Annotated in this window: 30 protein-coding genes and 1 tRNA gene; 14 read left to right on the top strand and 17 right to left on the bottom strand. The window is 60.8% G+C overall.

Annotation, left to right across the window (positions count from 1 at the left end; translation table 11 throughout):
- Positions 1–4 precede the first annotated feature (4 nt).
- From C5689_RS06560 to C5689_RS06550, 3 genes are all read right to left on the bottom strand, one after another.
- Positions 5–259 (bottom strand): hypothetical protein, encoded by a 255-nt coding sequence (locus C5689_RS06560; RefSeq protein ID WP_142861356.1) that lies wholly within the window; start codon positions 257–259, stop codon positions 5–7.
- 116 nt (positions 260–375) lie between these two features.
- Positions 376–870, bottom strand: coding sequence for a disulfide bond formation protein B (locus C5689_RS06555; RefSeq protein ID WP_108916468.1), 495 nt, complete (start codon positions 868–870; stop codon positions 376–378).
- On the bottom strand, positions 867–1,448 hold the full coding sequence (locus C5689_RS06550) for a YqaA family protein (protein WP_174800264.1): 582 nt from the start codon (positions 1,446–1,448) through the stop codon (positions 867–869). The genes C5689_RS06555 and C5689_RS06550 overlap by 4 nt, the downstream gene beginning before the upstream one ends.
- Positions 1,449–1,599: 151 nt before the next feature.
- Here C5689_RS06550 and C5689_RS06545 point away from each other — a divergent pair.
- Together C5689_RS06545 and C5689_RS06540 are read left to right on the top strand one after the other, a co-directional pair.
- Positions 1,600–1,684, top strand: a tRNA-Leu gene (locus C5689_RS06545).
- A 204-nt stretch (positions 1,685–1,888) separates the two neighbouring features.
- Positions 1,889–3,148 (top strand): tyrosine-type recombinase/integrase, encoded by a 1,260-nt coding sequence (locus C5689_RS06540; protein ID WP_108916467.1) that lies wholly within the window; start codon positions 1,889–1,891, stop codon positions 3,146–3,148.
- A 323-nt stretch (positions 3,149–3,471) separates the two neighbouring features.
- Here C5689_RS06540 and C5689_RS06530 read toward each other — a convergent pair whose 3' ends face one another.
- The 14 genes from C5689_RS06530 to C5689_RS06460 form a co-directional block, all read right to left on the bottom strand.
- Entirely contained in the window at positions 3,472–4,023 is a 552-nt protein-coding gene (locus C5689_RS06530; protein WP_108916465.1) for a hypothetical protein, read from the bottom strand.
- A gap of 10 nt (positions 4,024–4,033) precedes the next feature.
- Positions 4,034–4,315 (bottom strand): hypothetical protein, encoded by a 282-nt coding sequence (locus tag C5689_RS06525; protein ID WP_108916464.1) that lies wholly within the window; start codon positions 4,313–4,315, stop codon positions 4,034–4,036.
- Between the two features lie 151 nt (positions 4,316–4,466).
- Positions 4,467–4,724, bottom strand: coding sequence for a hypothetical protein (locus C5689_RS06520; protein ID WP_108916463.1), 258 nt, complete (start codon positions 4,722–4,724; stop codon positions 4,467–4,469).
- Between the two features lie 44 nt (positions 4,725–4,768).
- Positions 4,769–5,557, bottom strand: a complete 789-nt coding sequence (locus C5689_RS06515; protein WP_158271777.1) for a DUF5131 family protein — start codon at positions 5,555–5,557, stop codon at positions 4,769–4,771.
- 86 nt (positions 5,558–5,643) lie between these two features.
- Entirely contained in the window at positions 5,644–5,991 is a 348-nt protein-coding gene (locus C5689_RS19105; RefSeq protein WP_368854977.1) for a hypothetical protein, read from the bottom strand.
- A gap of 20 nt (positions 5,992–6,011) precedes the next feature.
- Positions 6,012–6,218, bottom strand: coding sequence for a hypothetical protein (locus tag C5689_RS19100; protein ID WP_368854978.1), 207 nt, complete (start codon positions 6,216–6,218; stop codon positions 6,012–6,014).
- Positions 6,211–6,576: a DUF6283 family protein gene (locus tag C5689_RS19095; RefSeq protein ID WP_108916459.1), complete on the bottom strand. Its 366-nt coding sequence runs from the start codon at positions 6,574–6,576 to the stop codon at positions 6,211–6,213. The genes C5689_RS19100 and C5689_RS19095 overlap by 8 nt, the downstream gene beginning before the upstream one ends.
- Positions 6,573–6,995, bottom strand: a complete 423-nt coding sequence (locus C5689_RS06495) for a hypothetical protein (RefSeq protein WP_108916458.1) — start codon at positions 6,993–6,995, stop codon at positions 6,573–6,575. The genes C5689_RS19095 and C5689_RS06495 overlap by 4 nt, the downstream gene beginning before the upstream one ends.
- The gene (locus tag C5689_RS06490) at positions 6,982–7,491 is read right to left on the bottom strand and encodes a zinc-finger-containing protein (RefSeq protein WP_244594608.1); all 510 of its coding nucleotides are present in this window, start codon (positions 7,489–7,491) and stop codon (positions 6,982–6,984) included. The genes C5689_RS06495 and C5689_RS06490 overlap by 14 nt, the downstream gene beginning before the upstream one ends.
- On the bottom strand, positions 7,488–9,140 hold the full coding sequence (locus tag C5689_RS06485; RefSeq protein WP_108916457.1) for a recombinase RecT: 1,653 nt from the start codon (positions 9,138–9,140) through the stop codon (positions 7,488–7,490). Before C5689_RS06485 ends, C5689_RS06490 begins: the two co-directional genes overlap by 4 nt.
- 202 nt (positions 9,141–9,342) lie before the next feature.
- Positions 9,343–10,353 (bottom strand): exonuclease family protein, encoded by a 1,011-nt coding sequence (locus C5689_RS06475; RefSeq protein ID WP_108916455.1) that lies wholly within the window; start codon positions 10,351–10,353, stop codon positions 9,343–9,345.
- The gene (locus C5689_RS06470; RefSeq protein ID WP_108916454.1) at positions 10,350–11,663 is read right to left on the bottom strand and encodes an AAA family ATPase; all 1,314 of its coding nucleotides are present in this window, start codon (positions 11,661–11,663) and stop codon (positions 10,350–10,352) included. Before C5689_RS06470 ends, C5689_RS06475 begins: the two co-directional genes overlap by 4 nt.
- On the bottom strand, positions 11,660–11,899 hold the full coding sequence (locus tag C5689_RS06465; protein ID WP_146188347.1) for a hypothetical protein: 240 nt from the start codon (positions 11,897–11,899) through the stop codon (positions 11,660–11,662). Before C5689_RS06465 ends, C5689_RS06470 begins: the two co-directional genes overlap by 4 nt.
- A 77-nt stretch (positions 11,900–11,976) precedes the next feature.
- Positions 11,977–12,717, bottom strand: coding sequence for a S24/S26 family peptidase (locus C5689_RS06460; RefSeq protein WP_108916452.1), 741 nt, complete (start codon positions 12,715–12,717; stop codon positions 11,977–11,979).
- A gap of 414 nt (positions 12,718–13,131) precedes the next feature.
- Here C5689_RS06460 and C5689_RS06455 point away from each other — a divergent pair, with 414 nt between their 5' ends.
- From C5689_RS06455 to C5689_RS06405, 12 genes are all read left to right on the top strand, one after another.
- Positions 13,132–13,707 carry a hypothetical protein gene (locus C5689_RS06455; RefSeq protein WP_146188346.1) on the top strand — a complete coding sequence of 192 codons (576 nt, stop codon included), beginning with the start codon at positions 13,132–13,134 and terminating at the stop codon, positions 13,705–13,707.
- A complete protein-coding gene (locus C5689_RS06450) occupies positions 13,707–14,291 on the top strand; it encodes a hypothetical protein (RefSeq protein WP_108916450.1) in 585 nt (194 codons plus the stop codon). Before C5689_RS06455 ends, C5689_RS06450 begins: the two co-directional genes overlap by 1 nt.
- Positions 14,292–14,295: 4 nt before the next feature.
- Positions 14,296–14,559, top strand: coding sequence for a hypothetical protein (locus C5689_RS06445; RefSeq protein ID WP_108916449.1), 264 nt, complete (start codon positions 14,296–14,298; stop codon positions 14,557–14,559).
- A gap of 46 nt (positions 14,560–14,605) precedes the next feature.
- Entirely contained in the window at positions 14,606–14,749 is a 144-nt protein-coding gene (locus C5689_RS18700; protein ID WP_159289143.1) for a hypothetical protein, read from the top strand.
- Positions 14,746–15,003 carry a DUF1153 domain-containing protein gene (locus tag C5689_RS06440; protein ID WP_108916448.1) on the top strand — a complete coding sequence of 86 codons (258 nt, stop codon included), beginning with the start codon at positions 14,746–14,748 and terminating at the stop codon, positions 15,001–15,003. The genes C5689_RS18700 and C5689_RS06440 overlap by 4 nt, the downstream gene beginning before the upstream one ends.
- 4 nt (positions 15,004–15,007) lie before the next feature.
- Complete coding sequence (locus tag C5689_RS06435; RefSeq protein WP_108916447.1) at positions 15,008–15,577, top strand: MT-A70 family methyltransferase; 570 nt, start codon at positions 15,008–15,010, stop codon at positions 15,575–15,577.
- A gap of 213 nt (positions 15,578–15,790) precedes the next feature.
- On the top strand, positions 15,791–16,918 hold the full coding sequence (locus tag C5689_RS06430; RefSeq protein ID WP_158271776.1) for a hypothetical protein: 1,128 nt from the start codon (positions 15,791–15,793) through the stop codon (positions 16,916–16,918).
- Positions 16,833–17,495, top strand: coding sequence for a hypothetical protein (locus tag C5689_RS18155; RefSeq protein WP_158271775.1), 663 nt, complete (start codon positions 16,833–16,835; stop codon positions 17,493–17,495). Before C5689_RS06430 ends, C5689_RS18155 begins: the two co-directional genes overlap by 86 nt.
- A gap of 185 nt (positions 17,496–17,680) precedes the next feature.
- A complete protein-coding gene (locus C5689_RS06420) occupies positions 17,681–18,004 on the top strand; it encodes a hypothetical protein (protein ID WP_108916444.1) in 324 nt (107 codons plus the stop codon).
- A complete protein-coding gene (locus C5689_RS06415; protein WP_108916443.1) occupies positions 17,994–18,212 on the top strand; it encodes a hypothetical protein in 219 nt (72 codons plus the stop codon). The genes C5689_RS06420 and C5689_RS06415 overlap by 11 nt, the downstream gene beginning before the upstream one ends.
- Positions 18,209–19,738 (top strand): DUF4942 domain-containing protein, encoded by a 1,530-nt coding sequence (locus tag C5689_RS06410; protein ID WP_146188342.1) that lies wholly within the window; start codon positions 18,209–18,211, stop codon positions 19,736–19,738. The genes C5689_RS06415 and C5689_RS06410 overlap by 4 nt, the downstream gene beginning before the upstream one ends.
- Positions 19,735–20,046, top strand: a complete 312-nt coding sequence (locus C5689_RS06405) for a hypothetical protein (RefSeq protein WP_108916441.1) — start codon at positions 19,735–19,737, stop codon at positions 20,044–20,046. The genes C5689_RS06410 and C5689_RS06405 overlap by 4 nt, the downstream gene beginning before the upstream one ends.
- Positions 20,047–20,051: the final 5 nt, after the last annotated feature.

Raw genomic sequence — 20,051 nt, 5'->3', positions numbered from 1 at the left:
CCTGTCAGCCCAGCAGCCGCCGCAGCGCCTCCGCGCTGGTGACGGGGCCATTTGTCGGCGCGCCCTTATTGGCGAGCTTGTCGAGCGTGATGAGAATCTTCGTCAGCTTGTCCTGCATCAGATTGACGTCATTCGCCAATTCGTTGAAACGATTCTCCAATAGGATGAGATGCCGGCCGAGCGCCCGCGTGTTGGGCGAGCCGTCCGGGCTGGTCTGAACGCCCTGCGTCTGCATGTCGTATTGCTGGAAGACTCGCATGGAAATTCTCCGATTGCTCGCGAGCGGGCCGCGCCGCCGCCGATCGAGAATGGTCAATTCTCTATCGGGCAGAGGATGGCGCGAGCGGCCGCTGCGACAAGGCCGTTCGGAGAATTTCAGCGGCCGCGCGCGGCGCGAAAGGCGATGGCGGCGAGAGCGGCGGAGATCAGCACATTCCAATTGCTGAGCGTGAGCGCGAAAATGCGCAGCGCCGGACGATCGCAGCTCACCACTTTCATCTTGTCGAGCGAGGAGCGGAAATCGTCGAAGGAGCCGGCCTTGCTCAGCGCCCCCGTGCATTCGGAGGGGCCGGGAAAAAGCTTCAGCTCGACGCCGGAATGATAGAGCGCCAGCGCCGTCCCCGCCGCGAACAACAGCCCGAGCAGCGCCAGCGCGATGCGCGCGGCGCCCTCCCCGCCCCGCTGCAGCGCTATGGCCGCGAAGGCGGCGAGCGGAATGCCGGCGTAATAGGGTATGCGCTGCTTCAGGCACAGCTCGCAGGGGGCGAAGCCCATCGCCTCGAAGATCCAGGCGCCGCCTATGGTGGCGACGGCGACGCCGAGAACGACCAGCGCCGCGCGCCGCCGCGTGGAGAGCAGCGCCGCGATCACAGGAATTTCGCCGCCACGACGAATCCGACGACGACGATCGCCGCCATGCCGCCGACGAACACGCCGAAATTCGCCTCCAGCTTGTCGCGCAGAAAATCGCCGAAATGATTGATGGCGGCGGCGAGGATGAAGAAGCGCGCGCCGCGCGTGACGAGCGAGAGCGCGAGGAACAGGCCGAAATTATAATCCATCAGCCCGGAGACGATGGTGACGAGCTTATAGGGAATGGGGGTGAGCCCTTTCACCAGAATGAAGATGGCGCCCCATTGGGCGTAGAAGGCGCGCAGCGCCTCCATTTTGGCGGCGTAGCCATAGAGATCGATGAGCCAGAGGCCGATCGTGTCGTAGAACAGCGCGCCTATGGCGTAGCCGAGCGCGCCGCCCGCAACCGAGCCGACAGTGCAGATCGCGGCATAGAGCCAGGAGCGCTTCGGCTGCGCCAGCGACATGGGCAGGAGAATCACATCCGGCGGAACCGGAAAGAAAGAGCTTTCCGCGAAAGCTATGGCGCCGAGCGCGAGCGGCGCGTGCCGGCTGGCGGCGAGCGACATGGTCCAGTCGTAGAGCTTTTTGATCATTTTCCAACCGGTTCGGAAGGCGGAGCGCCTCTCGTTTATCATTTCGGCAGTCGGGAAGCGAGGCTCGAGGCTCGAAGATGTGCGAGGTCGCCTTGACGGAGGCTTCGGCCCGGCTAATATCCGCGCCGCGACGCCGGCCCCGCCGGCCCGCGCCCCTGTGGCGGAATTGGTAGACGCGCTCGACTCAAAATCGAGTTCCGCAAGGAGTGCTGGTTCGACTCCGGCCAGGGGCACCAACTGCTTTTTCCCTGTGGAAATCGGAGGTCAACGAATCCCGCACGCTCCGCCTTGACGCTTCGACAATCCTGCACTGGATTTCCCGCAATGACAAGGGATTTTTCCGCCGCCTAATTGAAATCCCTTACCTTCCATAGATTGCGGAATCTTGGTTTCCGGTTGTTTGTAAGGGCTTGGTCGCAATTAGAACCAAGAAAAACCAAATGGCGCTCACTGACGCGAAGCTCCGCGCCGCCAAGGCGACGGAAAAATTGGTGAAATTGTCGGACGGCCATGGGCTGCAATTTTGGCTCTATCCCTCCGGCGCGCGATCGTGGCGGCTCGTCTACCAGTGGCGGGGCAAGCAGCGATCTATGACGCTCGGGCCATATCCCGAAATGAGCCTGAAGGCGGCCCGAATAGCCGCCGAGGACGCGCGCCGCACTCTCAGGGGCGGGATTGACCCCTCGCCGCAGAAAAACGCGCCAGCGGGCCGCGCTGGCTCGGGAGCGCCGACATATGGGGCAATCCGGTCCATGTGGCAGGCGAAGGAAGCCCGGAATGCCCGCGGCGCCGACACGCTGGCCCGCTATGACCGCCTCGCCAAGATCGGGGCGGATCTGGACGAGCGGCCGATCGCCGAAATCAAGGCGGCTGAAATCCTCGAAATCCTCCAGCGCCTCGAGGCCCGGGGGACATTCGAGACGGCGAAGCGGCTCCGGGCGATGATCTCCCGCGTTTTCCGATTCGCAGCGGCGCTCGACCACGTTTCTGGCGACCCGGCGGCGCTGCTCGTCGGGATGATCGCCTCGCCGCCGGCGCGCGCCCGGTCGGCTGTGACCGATCGAAAGGGCTTCGCCGCCCTGCTCCGCACGATCTCGGCCTATCAGGGGCGATCATGCGTCGGCGATGCGCTCATGCTCTTGGCGCTCACGGCCGCGCGCCCGGGCGAGCTGCGGCTCGCGGAATGGACAGGGGAGTTCGACCTGGACAATGGCGTTTGGACTATCCCCGCCGCTCGAATGAAGATGCGCAAGCCTCACCGCGCCCCGCTCGCGCGCCAGACAATCGCCATCTTGAAGCGGCTGCAGGTGCAGAGTGAAAAGCTCGGGACGCACTTTCTATGCCCCTCGCCGCGCCACGGTCGGCCCCTATCCGAGAACGCTTTCAATTGCGCCCTGCGTTCCATGGGCGTCGAGCCCGAGATTGCGACGGCGCACGGCTTCCGCTCGTCATTCTCGACGCTCGCGAATGAGTCGGGGCTCTGGCGTCCCGAGGCTATCGAAATGACGCTCGCGCATGTCGACGCAACCGTGCGCGGCGTCTATCAGCGTGGCGACTACATGGATGAGCGCGCGCGGCTCGCGCAATGGTGGGCCGACCAAATCGACGCGATGATCTCAGGCCGCGAAGTGGTCGGGAACCTCAAAGAGCCCGACGTCGCCGCGCCAGCGCCGGAAGGGAATTGCGCGGACGTCGCGTAGGACGAAGCCATAAGGCCCCGTGAACCATCTCCCGCCCATAGCGTCGCTCGGCGGCCGACTCACGCAATCGACGAGCAGCGCCGAGGCGAAGAGCCCGCCGCGCGGCATGTCCGCCGGCAACGGGAAATAGATCGACCGCGGAGCCGGATGCGCCAGGGAGAAGACGTCCATCGCTTCCGCCCATTCTCGCGCGTTGCTCGGAGTCTTGCTCACATGCAGCATGATGCGCCCGCGATGATCGGTCGGCCAATGCCGGTTTATGACACGACAACCCGCCCTCGTTATGAGGGCGGGCCAGGGATTGCGAATGCTCAGAGCGAGCGTCAATGCGCGGCCTGTTTCAGAATGTAGAGCTTCGCTTCGATCATCGCTTGAATGATCGCGATAGGCAGGTTCCCCGCCGGGCGGCGATCTATGTCGAACCCATCATTGAACGGGCCATAGGTGAAGTCTCCATGCTCGTCGCGATATTTCACCTCCGGCAACGGGAACTCTCGTGCGAGCCGTTCCCCATGCTCCGGGTCGCTGAAGTCTGGCGCGATGCGAACGTCGTCGCTCAGATGGCATTCGCCCGTATTCATCCACCATCCGGGGAAAATCGAGCGGAACAGCGCCCGCGCCTCGTCCAGGCTCTTCGTGACTGCCTGCGCGCCATAATGCGCGATATGCTCGCCATTCTCCCCGATGATAAGCACACGGCCGACCAAACGATGATCTCCCGGCACGAAATTATCGTCGGCAAACTTCGTCATCCATGACGAGTAGCAGTCCCCCGCATATCGGAAGCCGGCGCAGACCCGCGCGTCGAGTTCGATGCACGGGCCATCCGTCGTTTTGATGTTGTCGAGCAACAACTCCCATTCGTCCAAATTCATCGCATCCCCCTCAGTGCTTCGTGCAAGGCTCGTCGCTCGGCTCCGCCTCACATTGCGGGCATTTCCGATCCTTCAAATCGTTCACATACGAGACGATCAGTTCAACCAGATCGCCGAAACAGCCAATGTTCGATGACGAGGTGACAGTTGCATTCCCTTCCGCGTCCACGAGCTCGGTAAGAACCATGAAATTGAATTCCCGCTCGTCTCCGCCCGCCTTCAGCTCATTTTCTATTGACGCCATCGTGGCCCTTATCGCGTCGCTGATTTTCTTTGTCGTTTCACTGGTCAAATTCGTATCCTCTTCCTCGCCGCGAGAACGCGCGCTCGCGCCCGTTTCACCATCCCGGAAGGCCGCCGAATTACGATCGCCGTCCGCCCTACGCTTCTACCGTCCTTTCGAAATTGGAACGGGATGATTTCCCCGCCGCGCCAAAAGAAGCTCATGCGGCGGCAACCTGTTTCTTCGCCCAGTTCGCGAGGCCGTTTCGGATGACGCGCCAGTCCTTATCGAACTCGTTTTGAAGCGCGGTATTCGCCCATCCATGTTCGAAATGCAGCCGGCCCCAAACCTCGGCTCGCGCGTCGATAATCGGGCCGAGGCGCAGTCCGGCTGTGTTGTTGCGGATTTGATCCTCAGTGAAGCCTGTGCGCTGCTCCACCTCGGCAAACACCTTCTTCAAAATAGCGGTCTTGTCCATGTCACTCTCCGTTGAAAATTGAACTGCTGTTGTGCTCGCGGCCGTCAATATGCTGTTGGGAATTCTCTGACGAGCAAATCGTCAGGAAGCGGTCTCTTGCCGACGTTCTGCTTGCCGAAGAAGGGGGCGCCCGCCTCTCGACATTGCGCGCGCATGACGCGTGCGTTCGCTTCGAAATTGTTGTCTCGCGCGCCTTTGCCGCTCTCGCCGCCGACGATGATCCAATCGAGAGATTGCAGCCAATCCCAATTTTCTGAGAATGTGATAGCCCCGAGCATCGGCTCTATCGATAGGCCTGCGACCGGAATTGCGAGCTTCGATTTCAGTTCCAATAGTCGGGGAACTTCCCGCTCGGCGCTCGCCTGATCGTGGACGCTCGTCAGCAACCATGCATGTTGCGGCCAACCATCGAAGCCCGCCTCCTTGAGGCGCTTTTCGATCATCGCAAGGCGCTTGGTCACGATGATGATATCGACGAGGTTGCAGTCATAGATTGTCTGCCATGCTTCCTCGAACCAATCGAGCGGAACCTCATTGTCGAAGAGGTCTCCCATCGACATGCAGAACACTCGACGACGAATTCCGCTCAGAGGCGGGAGAAGGCCGCATTCATGGTCGGCGGCCCATGCCGCATAATCATTGTCGAGCCGATGCAGCAGCGTGCGCGCGCCCTTGATCTTGCGCCGTGGCGCTCCCGCGCCCCAATGCTCGCCACCAAATCGCTTCGCCCATGTCTCGGCGTAGCAATGATCGCACGCGGCGCTGACCTTCGTGCAACCCCACCAAAAATTGACGGTAGAGTCCGCCCATTCGATATCTGTCTTATCGCCCATGGCGATGATCTCCATTCTTGCCGATGCGAAGGCACGCGACGATCGCGAGCGCCATCGGGATTGCCAGGAAGAGCGCGGGCAAAGCTTCACGCATTGGCGGCGCTCGCCTTCGTCCGTTCTTCGAAGAGTGACCGCAAAAGTGAGGGGTCTACGCGGAAGCAGGCGCTGCGAATTGCCGTCTTGTCGCGCTCGGCGAAATCGCCGCTATTTGTCGTTTCGAGGATGCGCCGGAGCATTTGCCGCTCGCCATCGCGCCGCGCTTCGACGAGCGCGGCGGTGAGAAGGGCGATGGAAGCGAGGTCGCCCTCGCTCTCCCGGCAGCACAGCGCGAGGTCGCCGGCTTCCTTGTGGCCCGAGAGCTTCGCGAAGATGCACTCGGCGATATCCTGAATCGCTTTGTTGTCGATGACGCATTCCGCGATAAGGTGCGTCACTTCGGTTCGCAGGTTCGCGCTCACTTCTTCGCCTTTCGTTTCTTCGCCGGCTTGCGCTTCTTCGGCGCCGTCTGTTTCTTCGTCGGTTCTTTCGTTTCGATCGCAGCACGCGCGCCGGCAATGCGCTTTAGCTTCTCTTGGGCCTTCGGTGGGGTCTCTTCGCCGGCCACGAACATCGAGCGGCGCGGAAGATTTTCGAACGGGTCTTTGAATGGTTCCTTAGCCATAGCGGCGGCCTCCATTCCCGCGCGGGAGAGTATCCTCGAAGCGCTTATGCTGCGCGCCGTCGAGCGCGATCTCGCGAGCGTTCTCGCAATCGCGCATCCGCATTCGGAGCGGGATGTTATTTCCAGGGCCGAGTTGATGCGTCAGCCATCCGACGCAATGCATTTCATCGGCCGGCGCGTGCTCATGACAGGCCATTGTCGTGGTTGATCCGAGCGGCATGTCTGGGCTCGCGATCGTTCGCGAAAGCTCGCGGTGAAGCGCCTCGGAATAGCTCGGGATATCGTGCGGGTCCGTCGTGACCTTCCACGGGCATTTCTTGCACTGGCGCGTGCGCTTCAGTCTGAACGGCTCTCTCATTTTCTTCGCCTCGCTATCTGCCGCTTCGGCCATTTCGATCGCGGCCTCTCGTCCCGCTTCTTGTCGGGGGCCAGGATGCGCGCCTGGAACTCTTCATGCTCGCGCGAGAGACGCCGCGCCTTGTGGATTTTATGAACGTCGGAGTCGGCGCATGTCGCGCCGGCGCCGCTTGTCTTCTTCCGATGATCGGCCTTCGCGCGCGGCGTGATATACTGCGGCGCATGTTGCGGAGGATCGAAGTCATTGCCGACCACTCTCCTAAGTCCGAGCGGCGGCGTATGGTCGAATTCGATGGCGCCGGGCGTCGTCACTTCCTCGAATGAGAAGCCCGCTGCGAGCAGTGCCGCTTGAAGCTTCACGCGCATGGGGATGGCCTTGCGCAAATCGGAGGTCTTCACAACGAGCTTACGTGTCGCCATTTTCTTTCGCGGCCTTCTCTCTAACCTTCGCCCATTCGCGAATTTCGGCGTAGGAAATCCCTTGCAATGCGCGCCACGCAGCGCGGCATTGATCGAGATCGAAAGACCCCGTGTGGCATTCCTCTTTCGTCATCGAGAGCCGGTTCGCGAGGAACGCATAGACGCGGCTCCGGGCCTTCCCTCTGACGATGGTGCGAGCCAATTCGTTTTCAAATCCGCCCTCATAGATTTGGTCGGCCGTCTGCCAAAGCGGGTCGAGCATCCGCTTATGCAAGAGCGTCCTTGCCTCTCGCACTTTTGGCCCTGCCGGGCGCCCGAGCGGCCGTTGCGAGCCCTCATGACAACCGCAGTGTGAGTCCGCGCACATTTGGCATTTCCACATGATCTTGCCGGCAAGGTCGGGCCGATGCGGATAAGCCTCTCGCCCGGTCGCGAGGACAGCCTCCGCGCCGCATTCGACGCAGCGCGGGGCCGTGATCTTCGTGCGCTTGCTCACAGTTCCTCGACGACAGCCGCCGCGGCCGTTTTCTCGAGTTCCGCCATGAATGGGGCGAGCAATTCGAAATCGTGTTGCGAAATCGAGTTGAGCCACATCTTGAAGCGCTTCTTCCCGCGCGACGCTTTGAGCCGCGCATTGCCGAGCAGGTCAGGATTTTCCGTCCAGATCGCCGCTTCAGCGGTAGAGGCCGCAGAGACCGCAGAAACCGCCTTCTCCGTCGGCTTTTCTTCAGCCTTGGCCCTCGGCGCGCGCTTCGGCTTTTCGGCCGCTGGCGCCGGGGCCGCCGCCTTGTCCGCCTCGCGAGTCCTGAGCGTGTTATCCAAGACGAGCTTTTCGGCTATCGCCTTCACGTCGGCCGGGGCGCTCACATACCAAGAGCCTTCGCCCGAATTGCGCGCGGCGATCTCATTCACTTCGCCTTCCGTCTTCGCGCCCGTCAGATCGGCCTCGAGCGTCAGGAGTAGTTCGGAATAGGACGGCTCGTCTTCGGCAGGCGCGCTCGTCCCCATGACTTCATCGACCTCGCCCGCGCGCGCCTGCCCTTCCGCATAGATCGCCTTCACGCGCGCGTTCGCGATCTCGTCGATTTGGTCGAGAACATCATTCGGCGCGTCTCCATACCAAGCGTCGTCTTCGTGCTCGCCGAAGTCGCTCACGAAATGCTCGAGAGCATCCTTGTCGCTGAAGGCCTCGCACCTGACGCGGAAGTCCTCGACGAGCGCCGGATAGTCGGGCTTCGCCTGCGGCTCGACGCTCGCCTTACGGCTATCCGGCTCGCCTGCGGGTTTGGGCTCGTCCCGCGGCTTCCTCTCTTCCTTGGGCTTCTCCGGCTCGCCCTGGGGCGCGGGAGAGGCCTTCCCTTCGATCTCGGCCGTCCCGCGCTCGACGATCTTTGCGTCATAGCCGGCGGCGCCGATCGCCGGGGCCGCGTTCGCGCGCGCCAGCCGCTCGGCCATTTCGTTCGCGCGCAACCGCTGTTCCGACTCGCGATTGTGGAACGTCGGAAGCTCAGAATATTCGATCTCCTCGCGGTCATAGACGCCTAACAGAACGTCTGGGAAATGTCGGCGAGCCATCGCTCGAATGCCGTAGTATCCGAGCTGCTGGTCAGGATCATCGGTCCACAACGGCGACTTCTTTTTGATCTTTCTGAGCTGCGGCGTCTCGTAGTCGTAGATTTCACCGTCCTTGCCGAGAACTGATACCTTGCATTTGCGCTCTTCGCCTTCGCCCGACCATTCGTATTTCGGGCGGCCAACGATCGGCGCGCACGTCAAGATGATCGCCGAGACGAGCTGCGCCTCGAACGCAGTTTGGTCGTTGACGTAATAGCTCTTGTTCGCGACCGTCCAGGGGTCCATCCCCCACCGCAGAGCGAGGTTTGCGATAGCGACACAGGCGCCGGGGTTTTCGCGGAAATGCGAGCGGATCATCCCGCCGGAACGCGCCATAAGGTCGCCGAGCTTCACCATTTCCATGAAGTTTTGCGGCACGACTTGAAAGCCGACGCCGTTGTTGACGACGGTAAGTGCCTGCAAAGAGCCGGGCGGCGGCGCAAACGGGGCGAGCGCCTGCGCGTTATCGACTTGCACCTGTGCATTCATCGTTGCTTCTCCTTCTTCGGGGCGCGCTTGTGACAGCCGCATGATTTCGTCGCGCCTCTGCGCAGATCGGTGCTCGATCCTGCGAATTCATTTCCACAAACGCATTCGCAGACGAAATAGATGCTTTCTTTTCGGCGCCCGAGATATCGCTTCACCTTCACGTCGCCGAACTGCTGGCCGCTCAAATCGACGAAGCGCGAATGAGTCGGGTAAGCTCGTGTGTCCATCGCGAGAAGTTGCGCCATCATTCGGACCTCGGGATAATGCCGCCTTCGATCATCTTTTCGTATTCATCGCTCCGATATTTCGGCAGCGAGACCGTCTGAAAATCGCGCGTCTCGTATCCTTCGAACGCTTCCATCGGAAAGCGGTCGAGCTTCGGATTTTCCTTTTCGAGAACGCGCGCATTGTTCAGCGCCTCCGCGATCTTGCGGAGCGTTGCGCGGATTTCGAGGCGCGCATAATCGATCGCGTATTCGCTGATAGGCTGGATGACGCAACAATGCGGGCGCACGCTCTCTCCGAACATGAGATAGCGGAGCCCGTCGTTGCGTTTCCAGCCGAGCACTTCCTCCAGCCCCATTCCGACGAGCGCCGCTTGAATGTGGAGGTTCGAGTCGTTGAGCGAGCGCTGCACGCCGCGCCGGCTCGCATCTTGAACGATCTTCACATCGACGCTCGTTTCATCCGCGAGCGGAACCGCGTCGGGGCGAGCCTTCAGCCATACCCCCGTCTCTTTGTCCTTCCAGAAAAAGGACTTTTCAACGAGGCCATTGAGAATTCCACCGCGGACATGCGGATTTGCGGCGAAGGACTTTGCAATCCCCTTCACCTGTTTCAGCATCGTCTCAGTGAGAATTCCTTTTCCAGCGAGGACTTGTTCGGCTTCCCATTTCCGGCAAAAAGTCTTGTTCCCGTTCCAGGGGCCGATCTTCCCGGTTGCGTCGGGCGCTTCATTCGGGCGCAAAACGAAGTGCTCGACGAACGCGGCCTCGCCAAGCAAAAGGTGATGACCGGCCCGCCCGAGGATCGAGTATTTCGTGTCGTCGCTCGCGTCGTCTTCCTCTTCGCGATCTGGGTTTAGATATTTGTCCCACCAATGGCGGATCGATTTCGATATCGCGACCCGCAGGCCAGTCGAGCTGATGGATACGCCATCGCAAATGTCGGCACGGTGATAAGCGGCCATTGATAAATCATAAATGCCGGGCTTCGTGATCTTGCCTTTCGGCGCGGGCAGAATTTCGATGTTCATTTTTCTTCCCCAGTGTGACTGCCGAAACTCTTCACGGCGCCGTCTTCGATGACGATCGCGCTCGGCCGACCAGACGCCACGGACTCCACAAAAACCTGCGCATCGAATCGTTCGGCCAAATCCTCGAGCGCTTCGAACGTGTCGGGGTCCATCAAGGCCCCTTCGGAAATGCGGATCACGCGCAAGCGGGAATTACTCGCCATGGCGATGGCGACTGACGCGGTAAGGCGCTCGGCGGCGCTCGCCTGTTCGAAGGGCTGACCGTTGAGCAGAATGCAGCCGTCGCCGAACGAAAGGCCGCGAATGGGGAGGTTAGCCTGTTCGATCGCTTCGCGCTTCGTGCGCTCGCGCTCTTCCATTCGCAGCGTGAGGCGGAGCGCCTCCGCTTCGAGTTCCTGCGCCTGCTCGAGCAGGCGAGCCTTCTCCGCCGCGCGGCCGCCTGCGGCATTGTGCTTGCGGGCCGCGTCCAGTTGCGCGCGCAAATCGGCGACGTCGCGGCGCTCCGGCAGAGGCTCGGCCTCGGCGATCTTCTCCCGCAATTCCTCGGCCTCGGCCGATTCCTCGAGGAGCGTCGAGCGCATGACGGCTATCCGCTCTTCCATCGCGGCGATATCGCGTTGCAGGTCCGCCGCGCGCCGATCGATTTCGGCGATACGTTGCGTGACCTGCCGGCGCCGCTCCTCCCGTTTTCCGATTGCCTCATTGAACTCGGCGGCGCTTGTCATCGCTTCGATGATGGCGGTCTCGTCGATGGCCGTGAAGTTCTCGGGGATGGCGATCAGCTCGGCGGCGGCGAGCTTCTGTTTCGCGTCGCGGTTCGCGTCGCGCCGACGTTCCATATCGCCGCGCGTTTGCGCATCCAGCGCCTCGAAATCGAAATCCGGCACAAAGCGCCGCAACGCCTCAAATTGTTCCTTCGGAGCCTTGTGCTCGAATTCGATCGGATCGAATGAAAGCGTTCCGAGTAGGCTGTCCAGGATGGTTTGCGGCTTCGAGAACACCGCGCCGTCCGCGCCCTCGACGCGCAGGCTCGGCTTGATCTCGCCATCCGCCCCGCGCTTGAAGGTGCGCGTCACGACGAGCTCGCCCATGTCGACGACGATGCGCGCGCTCTCTTCGCCGTCCCTTATCGGCTTCGCCTGGACATGCTTCGTCCCGGCGAGCGCCCAAAAAATTGCGTCAAGGATTGAGCTTTTCCCGGCGCCATTGTTCCCCGTGATCTCGATCACGTTTCCCTTTGGGCGGATTTCGATGGCGCGGAGTTTTTTGATGTTCTCCGCCTGCAGGCGGACAATTCTGAGCGCGCTCATGAGAACGCCCTCCGGCGGGCCAGCTCATAGCGAGCGGCGGCGGGGGCGAACGCGCGCGCCTCGACGAACGTCGCGCCATTGGCGCACAAGATCGCTTCGGCGACGTGCGGAATATCAATGTTGTGGAAGGGGCGCAGGAACCGGGCCGCGCGCGAAACGATCTGATCGCGGCCGAGCGGGGAATTATCCTCGCCCGGCCCCATGAAGGGAATTCGATGTTGCTGCATAGCCGTCATCCTGCAAATCGGATGACGCCACTATGCCAGGGATATTTCCCGTAGCAAGGGAAATAATGGATTTTTCCGCTACTACGTTATTTCCTGAACAGGACAGCCACTACGGGAGAGACAGAGAGGATTTCGGCGTGTTGGATAACGGTTTCCCGCTGGGGAGTGAGGGTCTCGACCCGCAGTCCCTCGTCAGTGCGCCCGATCAGGCGCCGGATGAATCCCTCATTCTCGCCGTCTGTGCCTTCGATCTCGAGGAAAACGAAATCCGCTCCAGCGAGGGGAGCATCTTCCTGGACAATGACCTTATGCCCAGGCCCGAATGCAGGCCGCATCGTCTCATCCGGGACGGTGACGGCAAATGTTTTGTTGTTAGATTCCAACCCAATAGGCGTTTCTAATTCGGCCGCTGATGACATGCGGACCCCTCCAGTGCGTAAATTGACGCGCTCATATAAGGGTATTTTCCGCGCTGAGGGAAGGTCGGGAACGGCGTTCACGGGAATTTTCCGCTTTATAGGTATTTGTGCGAACGGAATAATCTGCGCCTCTGAGGACAGAAGCCCGGTGAGCGCTCCCCTCTCGAAACGAAGAGCATCCTCAACGTCCATGAGAGCTTTCGTGTTTATAGATTTCTTCTTGGGCTTTTTCCAAGCTTTAGACGGATCATCTGGCCCTACCAAATCCTGAATAAACGATGCGTCTCTCTTGATATACAGAGACAGACTCCGCTTGCTGAATCCAAGCTCTTTAATTCTTTCTCTTATCATTTGTCTAAGAGCCTCTGTCTGTTCGTCGTTTGCTTCGTTTTTCTGCTCGTCTGTCACGCCCGTTGCCTCCTCTGCGATGGTTGCGAATAATGGTTTTTTCCGTTACGAAATCCTGCATGTGGGAAAAATCGCTTCGTTCTCAGCTCCTCGAGCTCCTGCGTCTCTACAAAGAGCACACAGGACGCTCCGCATCCGGCGTCTGCAAGCTGGCGCTCAATGACAACCATTGGGCGAATCGCTGTATTTTCAGCGATTCGCCCGCTGGATTTACCGTCTCTTCCGCCGATCGAATTGCCAACTGGCTCTCTGACCATTGGCCTCGAACCGCCGTATGGCCTTCAGAAATCCCGCGGCCCGGAAAGCATCCCGCTCCCGAGGACCGTCAACCGTCTCCAAAAGCCTCGAGAAATTCCCGCAATTCCCGTGGCCCCGCGAAGAAGGTTGTAGGGAAAAAACCATAACACGGCAACCTTGCAAACCACGCATGTGGATACGGAGTGGAAAATGGTAGAACAAACATTTAAATTCCCTAACGAAAAGCGACTTGTCGCGCTCGCGAAGGCCATCAATGAGAACAAAACCAAGGTCGGGAATCTCAACAAGGGAATTGCCGATCGAGTGTCGGACGCGGTGGATTCCGGCAACGTCAATAAGCCGGCACTTGCGTTTCTCGCCAAGCTCATACGGACCGAAGAGCTGAAGGCGAAAGAGTTGGTCGCGCACTTTCGGTTTAGCATCGAAATATTCGAGAAGTTTCTCGCCGAGAACGGCCATGCCGGCGATCTCGCGGACATGGCGGCGGACGAGGCCGAGCAGCGCGCGGAAGCCGAGCGCAAGAAAAACGGCGCGAAGGTGCTCGCGGGCATCAAGCCCATTCCCGATAAGAAGGGCCGCGGCATTTCCAGGGACAAGGCGGCAAAGGCGAAAGCCGAGGAGCCGGCGACCGAGGAAGCGCAGGCCGCGCCGGCCGGCAATGTCACGCCCCTGCGCGTCGGCGGAGGCCGTGGGCGCCGTCCCACGATCGGCACGACGGCCGGCAACGCCTGATGAAAATCCTCGGGCTTGATCTCGCGCGGAAGTGCGGCGTGGGCTACGGGGACGAGAGCGAGCGCACACCGCGCTCGTTTTCGTTTGAGCTGTATTCGGAAGGCCGAAGCGAGGGCTATTACGACGGCGCCGGCAAGCTCGGCTCTTGGCTCAATGATTGGATCACCGCGAACGTCGTCGATGCGATCGTTTGCGAGCGGTTCCTCGACCCCTCTGCGCAGGAAAATCAAGCGGCTATCATTTCCGGCCTGCTCTATCAGGGCGCAGTTCTCGGCGTCGCGCGCTGCTACGATATTCCGGTCTATCTCTACCCGGTCGCGAGCGCGCGCATCCACCTTTGCGGCCGCGCAACCGCACATCCGCCGCGCCGTGGTGGAGCGCCGCGCCTTTCCAAGCGCGAAGTCGCGCAGCGCCGCGAAGACACGAAGCGGATGGTTTGGAAGCAATGCGTAATGCTCGGCTTAATCCCCAGCGACGCCATTCCCGACTACGACCGCAGCGATGGCGTCTGCATGTGGGAATACGGCGTGGCGAAACTGACGCGCGCGACTCGGCCGCTGGCGCTCTCTAACCCGGCATGGTGACGACATGGACGATGCGCCGAAAATGCCGCTCGGTTCTCTAGAAGACGAAGCGACGCTCGCCTTCATCGGCCTGAGAGACCAGATCGAAATCCTAGAGGCGAAAACTGGGCGTGGCTCCCGTTCTTCGGAAGAGCTCGAACGAATGCGCCAGCGCTGCCGCGAACGCCACAGGATCGCGATAGCATTACGCGAACTCGCGAAGCGCCGCGACGATCTCCCGCGCTGGCAGGTAGCGCTTTTCGAAAATGGAACCCTCCCCGACGATTGAGCGGCGGACGCGCGAGCGCATCGCTGTTCGTGCGGTCAATTGGGCTGTGAGTGAGTTCGGCTGCGGCATGGAATCCGGCGAGCTGGCTATTCGATACGCCATTCTCGAAATCCTGAAGATCCGCGGAACCGTCGAGGATTGCGCGCTCGTCGTGCAGGACGTCATTCGACATTGGGTGGTGATGAAATGATCGAAGCAGCGAAGCGCCATAGCGAAAATTATTGGATCAAGGATTTCGATCCCCGCGCGCGGATCACGCGCTGGACTCATATCCGCAAGCTCGCGCTCATTTTCGAAATCGACCGAGGCATGATCTCGGAAGCCGAGGCGTGCAGCGTTCACGGGATATCGACGGACGAATTGGCCGAATGGCGATTGCGCATCGCCAACTACGGTGTCGACGCGATCAAGGCGACGAAGCAGCCGTGGCGCCGGGGAGAGTGACGCCGTGAAAAATTGGCTCTTCGATCCGCTCACGCCATTCTGCGCGGATATCCTTTGCGTCGACCCGCCTTCCGACTTCGAGAACTATTCCGCGGCCGGAGAGACCAAAGGCCCGCGCGCCCAATATGCGACGATGAGCGATGACGAGATTGCAGCTCTGCCGGTCGGAGACCTCGCCAGCGGCGACGCATGGTTCTTCCTATGGGCAACGGCGCCGAAGCTCCCCACGAACCTCATCTGGCTCAAGAAATGGGGCTTCAAGTTTGTGACGATGATCGTTTGGCACAAGGTCACAGCCGCCGGCAAAAACGCCGTTGGCTGTGGCTACGTCGCCCGTTCGATGCAAGAGCCTGTGCTCATAGGCAAGGTGGGCTCTCCGCCATACCGGACGGCGCTACCGGGCATTCTACCGGGCGTCCGCCGCGAGCATTCCCGAAAGCCCGAAGAGTTCTATGCGGCCGTCGATCGCTTCGCCGACCCGGGCGCCAGGAAGGTCGATCTCTTCGCGCGCCAGTCGCGGCGGGGGTGGGTGGCCTGGGGAAACGAGCGTACGAAGTTCGATCCGCCCGAGTAATGGAATTATCCCTTGTTTTTCCCTTGCCGGCGCCGGAATATCGCCAGAAGCCCGTCCTGCGTCGCTCCAACCCGGAGCCAGGACAAAGAAAAACCCCGGAGCTGTCACTCCGGGGTTGAACCTACAAACCGAATGCCCTTCCAGAGGCGAGATAGAAGCTATGGAAATTTCCCCTGAAGCGCAAGCCCCTTTCCGCGAGAAAGCGATGTGGGGATGCGCGTGAGCATCACCGCAGCAATAGAACGCATGATAGCCGCCGGCGTTGAGCCGCGCGAGGCGATTGCTATTGCCGGAATGTTTGAGCGCGCGCTCACCCGCCCTCGGCGGCAAGAGAAAAGGATTTCTGCGGCAATCGCTGAAACCGAGCGTGAAACCGCACGTGAAACCGCACGTGAAACCAAGCGCACATTCGCGCGCGCCGCGGCAGAGGAAGGAATCCCGATCGGGACGCTTAAAACGGTATCACACCGCAATAAATGCGGGCTTGAAGAAGCTGTTACTATCATTCGCGGCGCTGAAACCGAGCGTGAAACCGCACGTGAAACCGCACGTGAAACCAAGCGTGAAACCGCTGCGGTTTCACGCTTGGTTTCGCCGTTGATGGCCGCCGCTTTGGCGAAGGCCGCCCCCCCAAGAGATATAAATCAACCCCCCCTAGAAAATTTAAACCTCCCCGGGCGCGAGACCGCCCCGATCTCCGAGGCGTCGCCGGATGAATCCGCCGGGGCCGCCCCGGAGAAGTCCTCTCGCCGGAAGCCAGAGCGGCCGCTCGGCCAAGATGCGAAAATCACCACTGGCATGATCGCCGCTGCCGCGAAACTTGACCTGACCCAGGGCGAGCGCGACCGCGAATACGAGCGGTTTCAAAATCATGCGCTGCAAAACGATCGCCGCTGCCGAGATTGGGATGCGGCCTTTCGGAATTGGCTCGTCGGATACGTCGAGCGCCGAAAACGCGACGCAGGACGCGGGATGATCCCCGCGGACTATCAGCCAACGGCCGAGGATATCGCCTACGCGGAAGCGCAGGGGTGGGACAGGCAGAAATTCCGCAAGCACTGGCCGATCTTCCGCGACGAAATCCGCGCCCGCGCCTCTCCGCCCGCGGACATCGGCGCTGCGTGGCGAACCTACGTCACCCGCGAGAACAGAGCTTCAGAGCGCCAGCACGCTCGAGACCGCCCGCGGAACGGATCAATTGTGGAAGTTGTCGGCGAGCTTATTGCGGAAGAAAACCGAAAGAATGGATCGACAGATGAAAACAATCGGGCAGTTGACGACATCGATTTCTCAGCCGGGGCAATCGATCTCGACCCAAGTGAATACCGCTTCGACAAGTGAGTTATACGCAGGAATTGGAAAGCTATTTGCAAAGCTTGCTCGACGGGCAGACGATAAACAAGAGCTGCGATTAAAGATTGTTGCCTACGGAGAGGCGCTTGCTAAGCTGCCGAAAGACGAGCTCGAAGAGACGATGCTCAAATTCGGCGATGGTCGCCTCGGGGATGGCGTTTTCGCGCCGACTGCCGCGCAGATCGCGCAGGAAGTTCGCCGCGAACTCGACCGAAAAGCCCGCATCGCCGAGCGCGACCGCCGAGAGGCCGAACAGCTCGCCGAGCGCCGGGCGGCTGTGGAGCGCCGCAAGAACCTCGCGCCTGGCGCTATGGCGCGCGCCGATGCGCTCATGCAGCGGTTTCGCGAAAGCCTGCCGCCAGATCCGCTGAAGAGCGCCAAGAAACCCTATTCCGAGATAACGCGGGACGAGGCCGAGCATAGCCTCAAGACCATCCGCGAGCGCGTCGGCGGCCCCTGCGACATGTCTGATGACCTTCGGAAGATGCTCGGCCTGCCGAGCCATGCGCAGGAATCCGAGAGAGCTGCGGAGCGGGAGGCAGAGCGAGGCGGTCTCGACCAGTAGCGGAATTTCCCCTATTTTTTTGTCTTGTCTAAGGGATTTTTCCTTTATATATTCCCTGACATTGGAACTGGTGTCAGGGAATCAGGCAATGCGCACGATCGGGCAGATTATCGTTCTCATTTCCCTCGCTTCGTGCTGCGCGTTTGTCGGCGCCGTATCGGCTCTTTCGTTCATCTGAGGCGGCAATGCGGACTTTCGAACAAATCCGAGACGACGCGCGCAGCGCCACCCTTTCCGACGTCAGGCGCGCGTCAGATCGTCTCATCAGCAGCGAGGCCGAATATGAGGCGCGCGTGCGCTTCATGATCGGCCCCGACTCCGTGAAGATGCGAGACACGGATATCGCCGCGCATTGCACGATCAAATGCGAGAAGCTTCTCGCCCTCGCCAAGCGCGGCCATTGGACGTTCAGCACGACGGAATATCTCGGCTGGCTCGCCCTGCGGGACGCGGCGAACCTGCGATTGATCGTCCGCGCGAATGGGGAGCTCACGCGCCATGCAGGATGATCGCAGCTTCCGCGAACAGGTCGAGGCGTGTTTCGGAACGCGCGACCCGCTTCTCTATCGCAACCCGGCGCGCGTGGCCGAGAAGGCGCGAGACCGCCTCGAGACAATGGCGAACAATGGTCAGTTCAACTCGCCGCGCTATCGCAAATTCTACAAGCTTTACGAGGCCGCCAAGGCGTGTGCGGCGAGCGCGAGGGCTGCGCAATGACCGCCGCCCTCCCCGTCCCTCGCCAGACGATCGAAGATATCGTGCGAGCGCATGACGAGACGCTCGAGCTCTATGAGCGCGCCTTTTCCGCGATGGAGATTGCCGACGAAGCGTTGCAGGCGGCGCATAGGCGAGCGCATGACGCGGACGGCGGCCAACTCTATGTCTTCGGCGGATCATCGAACGTCGATGAAATACAGCAATTCCGCAATGCGCTCGTCCTGCCGAAGCGCGAACATTACATGCGAACGGCGCGCAAGCTCCTCGCGAATGGAACGTGGGCGAACCTCGTCAAAATGACCGAGCTAATGCGCCTCATGGACAATGAGTCGAAGGAACAGCTCCGCGCACAAATGAACTACGTCCCCGACAAGGTGACGTATGACGGCGAGGTCATCAATCAAGCTGAAATCGACAAGGGCTTGCCGCCGATCACTGTCGGCAACGTCTATGCGACGCTCGAGAAATTCATAGCCGACTCGGGGATGATCTTTCGCCGAGGGATTGCGAACGTCTTTTCGAAATTGGACCGGCGCTTCAAATCGCACGACGGCTTCAAGATCGGCGGCCGGATCATTCTGCGGTGGGTGTTCGATGGCTCCGGCTATCTCAACTCCGGCGCGATCCGCGACAAGCTCATCGACGTCGAGCGCGTTTTCTCAGTGCTCGACGGCGTGGCCGAGGCGGATTTTCAATCGGCGTTGAAAGAACTCGCCGGGCGCAAGGTTCGCGGCACAACCGGCGGAGCGCAGAGCGAGCACGAGACGCCCTACTTCAAAATCCGCGCGTTCAAAAACGGAAACGCGCATCTATGGTTCACGCGCGACGACTTGGTGGAGAAGGTCAATAAGCTGCTCGCCGAATATTACGGCGAAGTCGTCGGAGACGCGCGCACGGCCGATGATGACCCGCTCGAAAATCGGAAGATGACGCCCGCGAAGGATTGGGGCTTTTTCCCTACGCCCGACAAGACCGCAGACGATCTCATAGAATTCTCGCCGCTGCGAACTGAGGGCGTCTCGCTGCGCATATTGGAGCCGAGCGCGGGAACGGGGAACCTCGCCCGCCGTATGGCCGCGGTGCGAACCGCTTCGATTATTTCGGCGGGTCAGTGGATTGATAAAAGATACGCTCACACAGTCGATTGCGTCGAAATCCAGCCGCACCTAGCGCACGCACTTACCGAGCTGCGGCCGAGCATAAACCGAATCGTGACGGCCGACTTCCTCACGCTGCCCCCCGATCCGATCTATGACCGCGTGGTGATGAATCCTCCTTTCGATCGCGAGCGCGATATCGACCATGTGACGCACGCCTGGAAATTCTTGAAGCCCGGCGGCTGTCTCACCGCGATCATGAGCGCTGGCACCGAGTTCCGAGAGACGCGCAAGGCGCTTGCGTTCCGCGTCTTCGTCGAAACGCGCAAGAGCGAATGGCGCGACCTTCCGGCCGGCTCGTTCGCCGAGTGCGGAACGAACGTCAATGTCGTGATGGTCAAGATTTGGAAGGGAGCGAACGAACAATGACGCCTCAGAATATCGCCGAATTCGCCCATAGGCTCGGCTTCGAATTGCCGCTCGTCGGCTTCATGGCGGAGAACGATTTCTTCAGCCGCAGCGATCTCAAAGAGGCCAGCGTCACGGCTGAAGATGTCGTGAAGTTCGCCGTCGCGATGCACGCGGATATGCGAGACATGCGGTTCCCGCCGGGCTGCGAAAGCGTTCGCGAGCGCATGTCGTTCTACCTGTGCGACACGTTCGGAACCGATCTCGACAAATGGGCGCGCGCCGTTCTCGCCAAGGCGCGCGAAGAGCTGCAACAGGTCGCGGCCTAAAGAGG

The organism is Methylosinus sporium, from assembly GCF_003113265.1.
Classification (GTDB): domain Bacteria; phylum Pseudomonadota; class Alphaproteobacteria; order Rhizobiales; family Beijerinckiaceae; genus Methylosinus; species Methylosinus sporium.
This window is presented reverse-complemented; position numbering and strand designations above follow the sequence as displayed.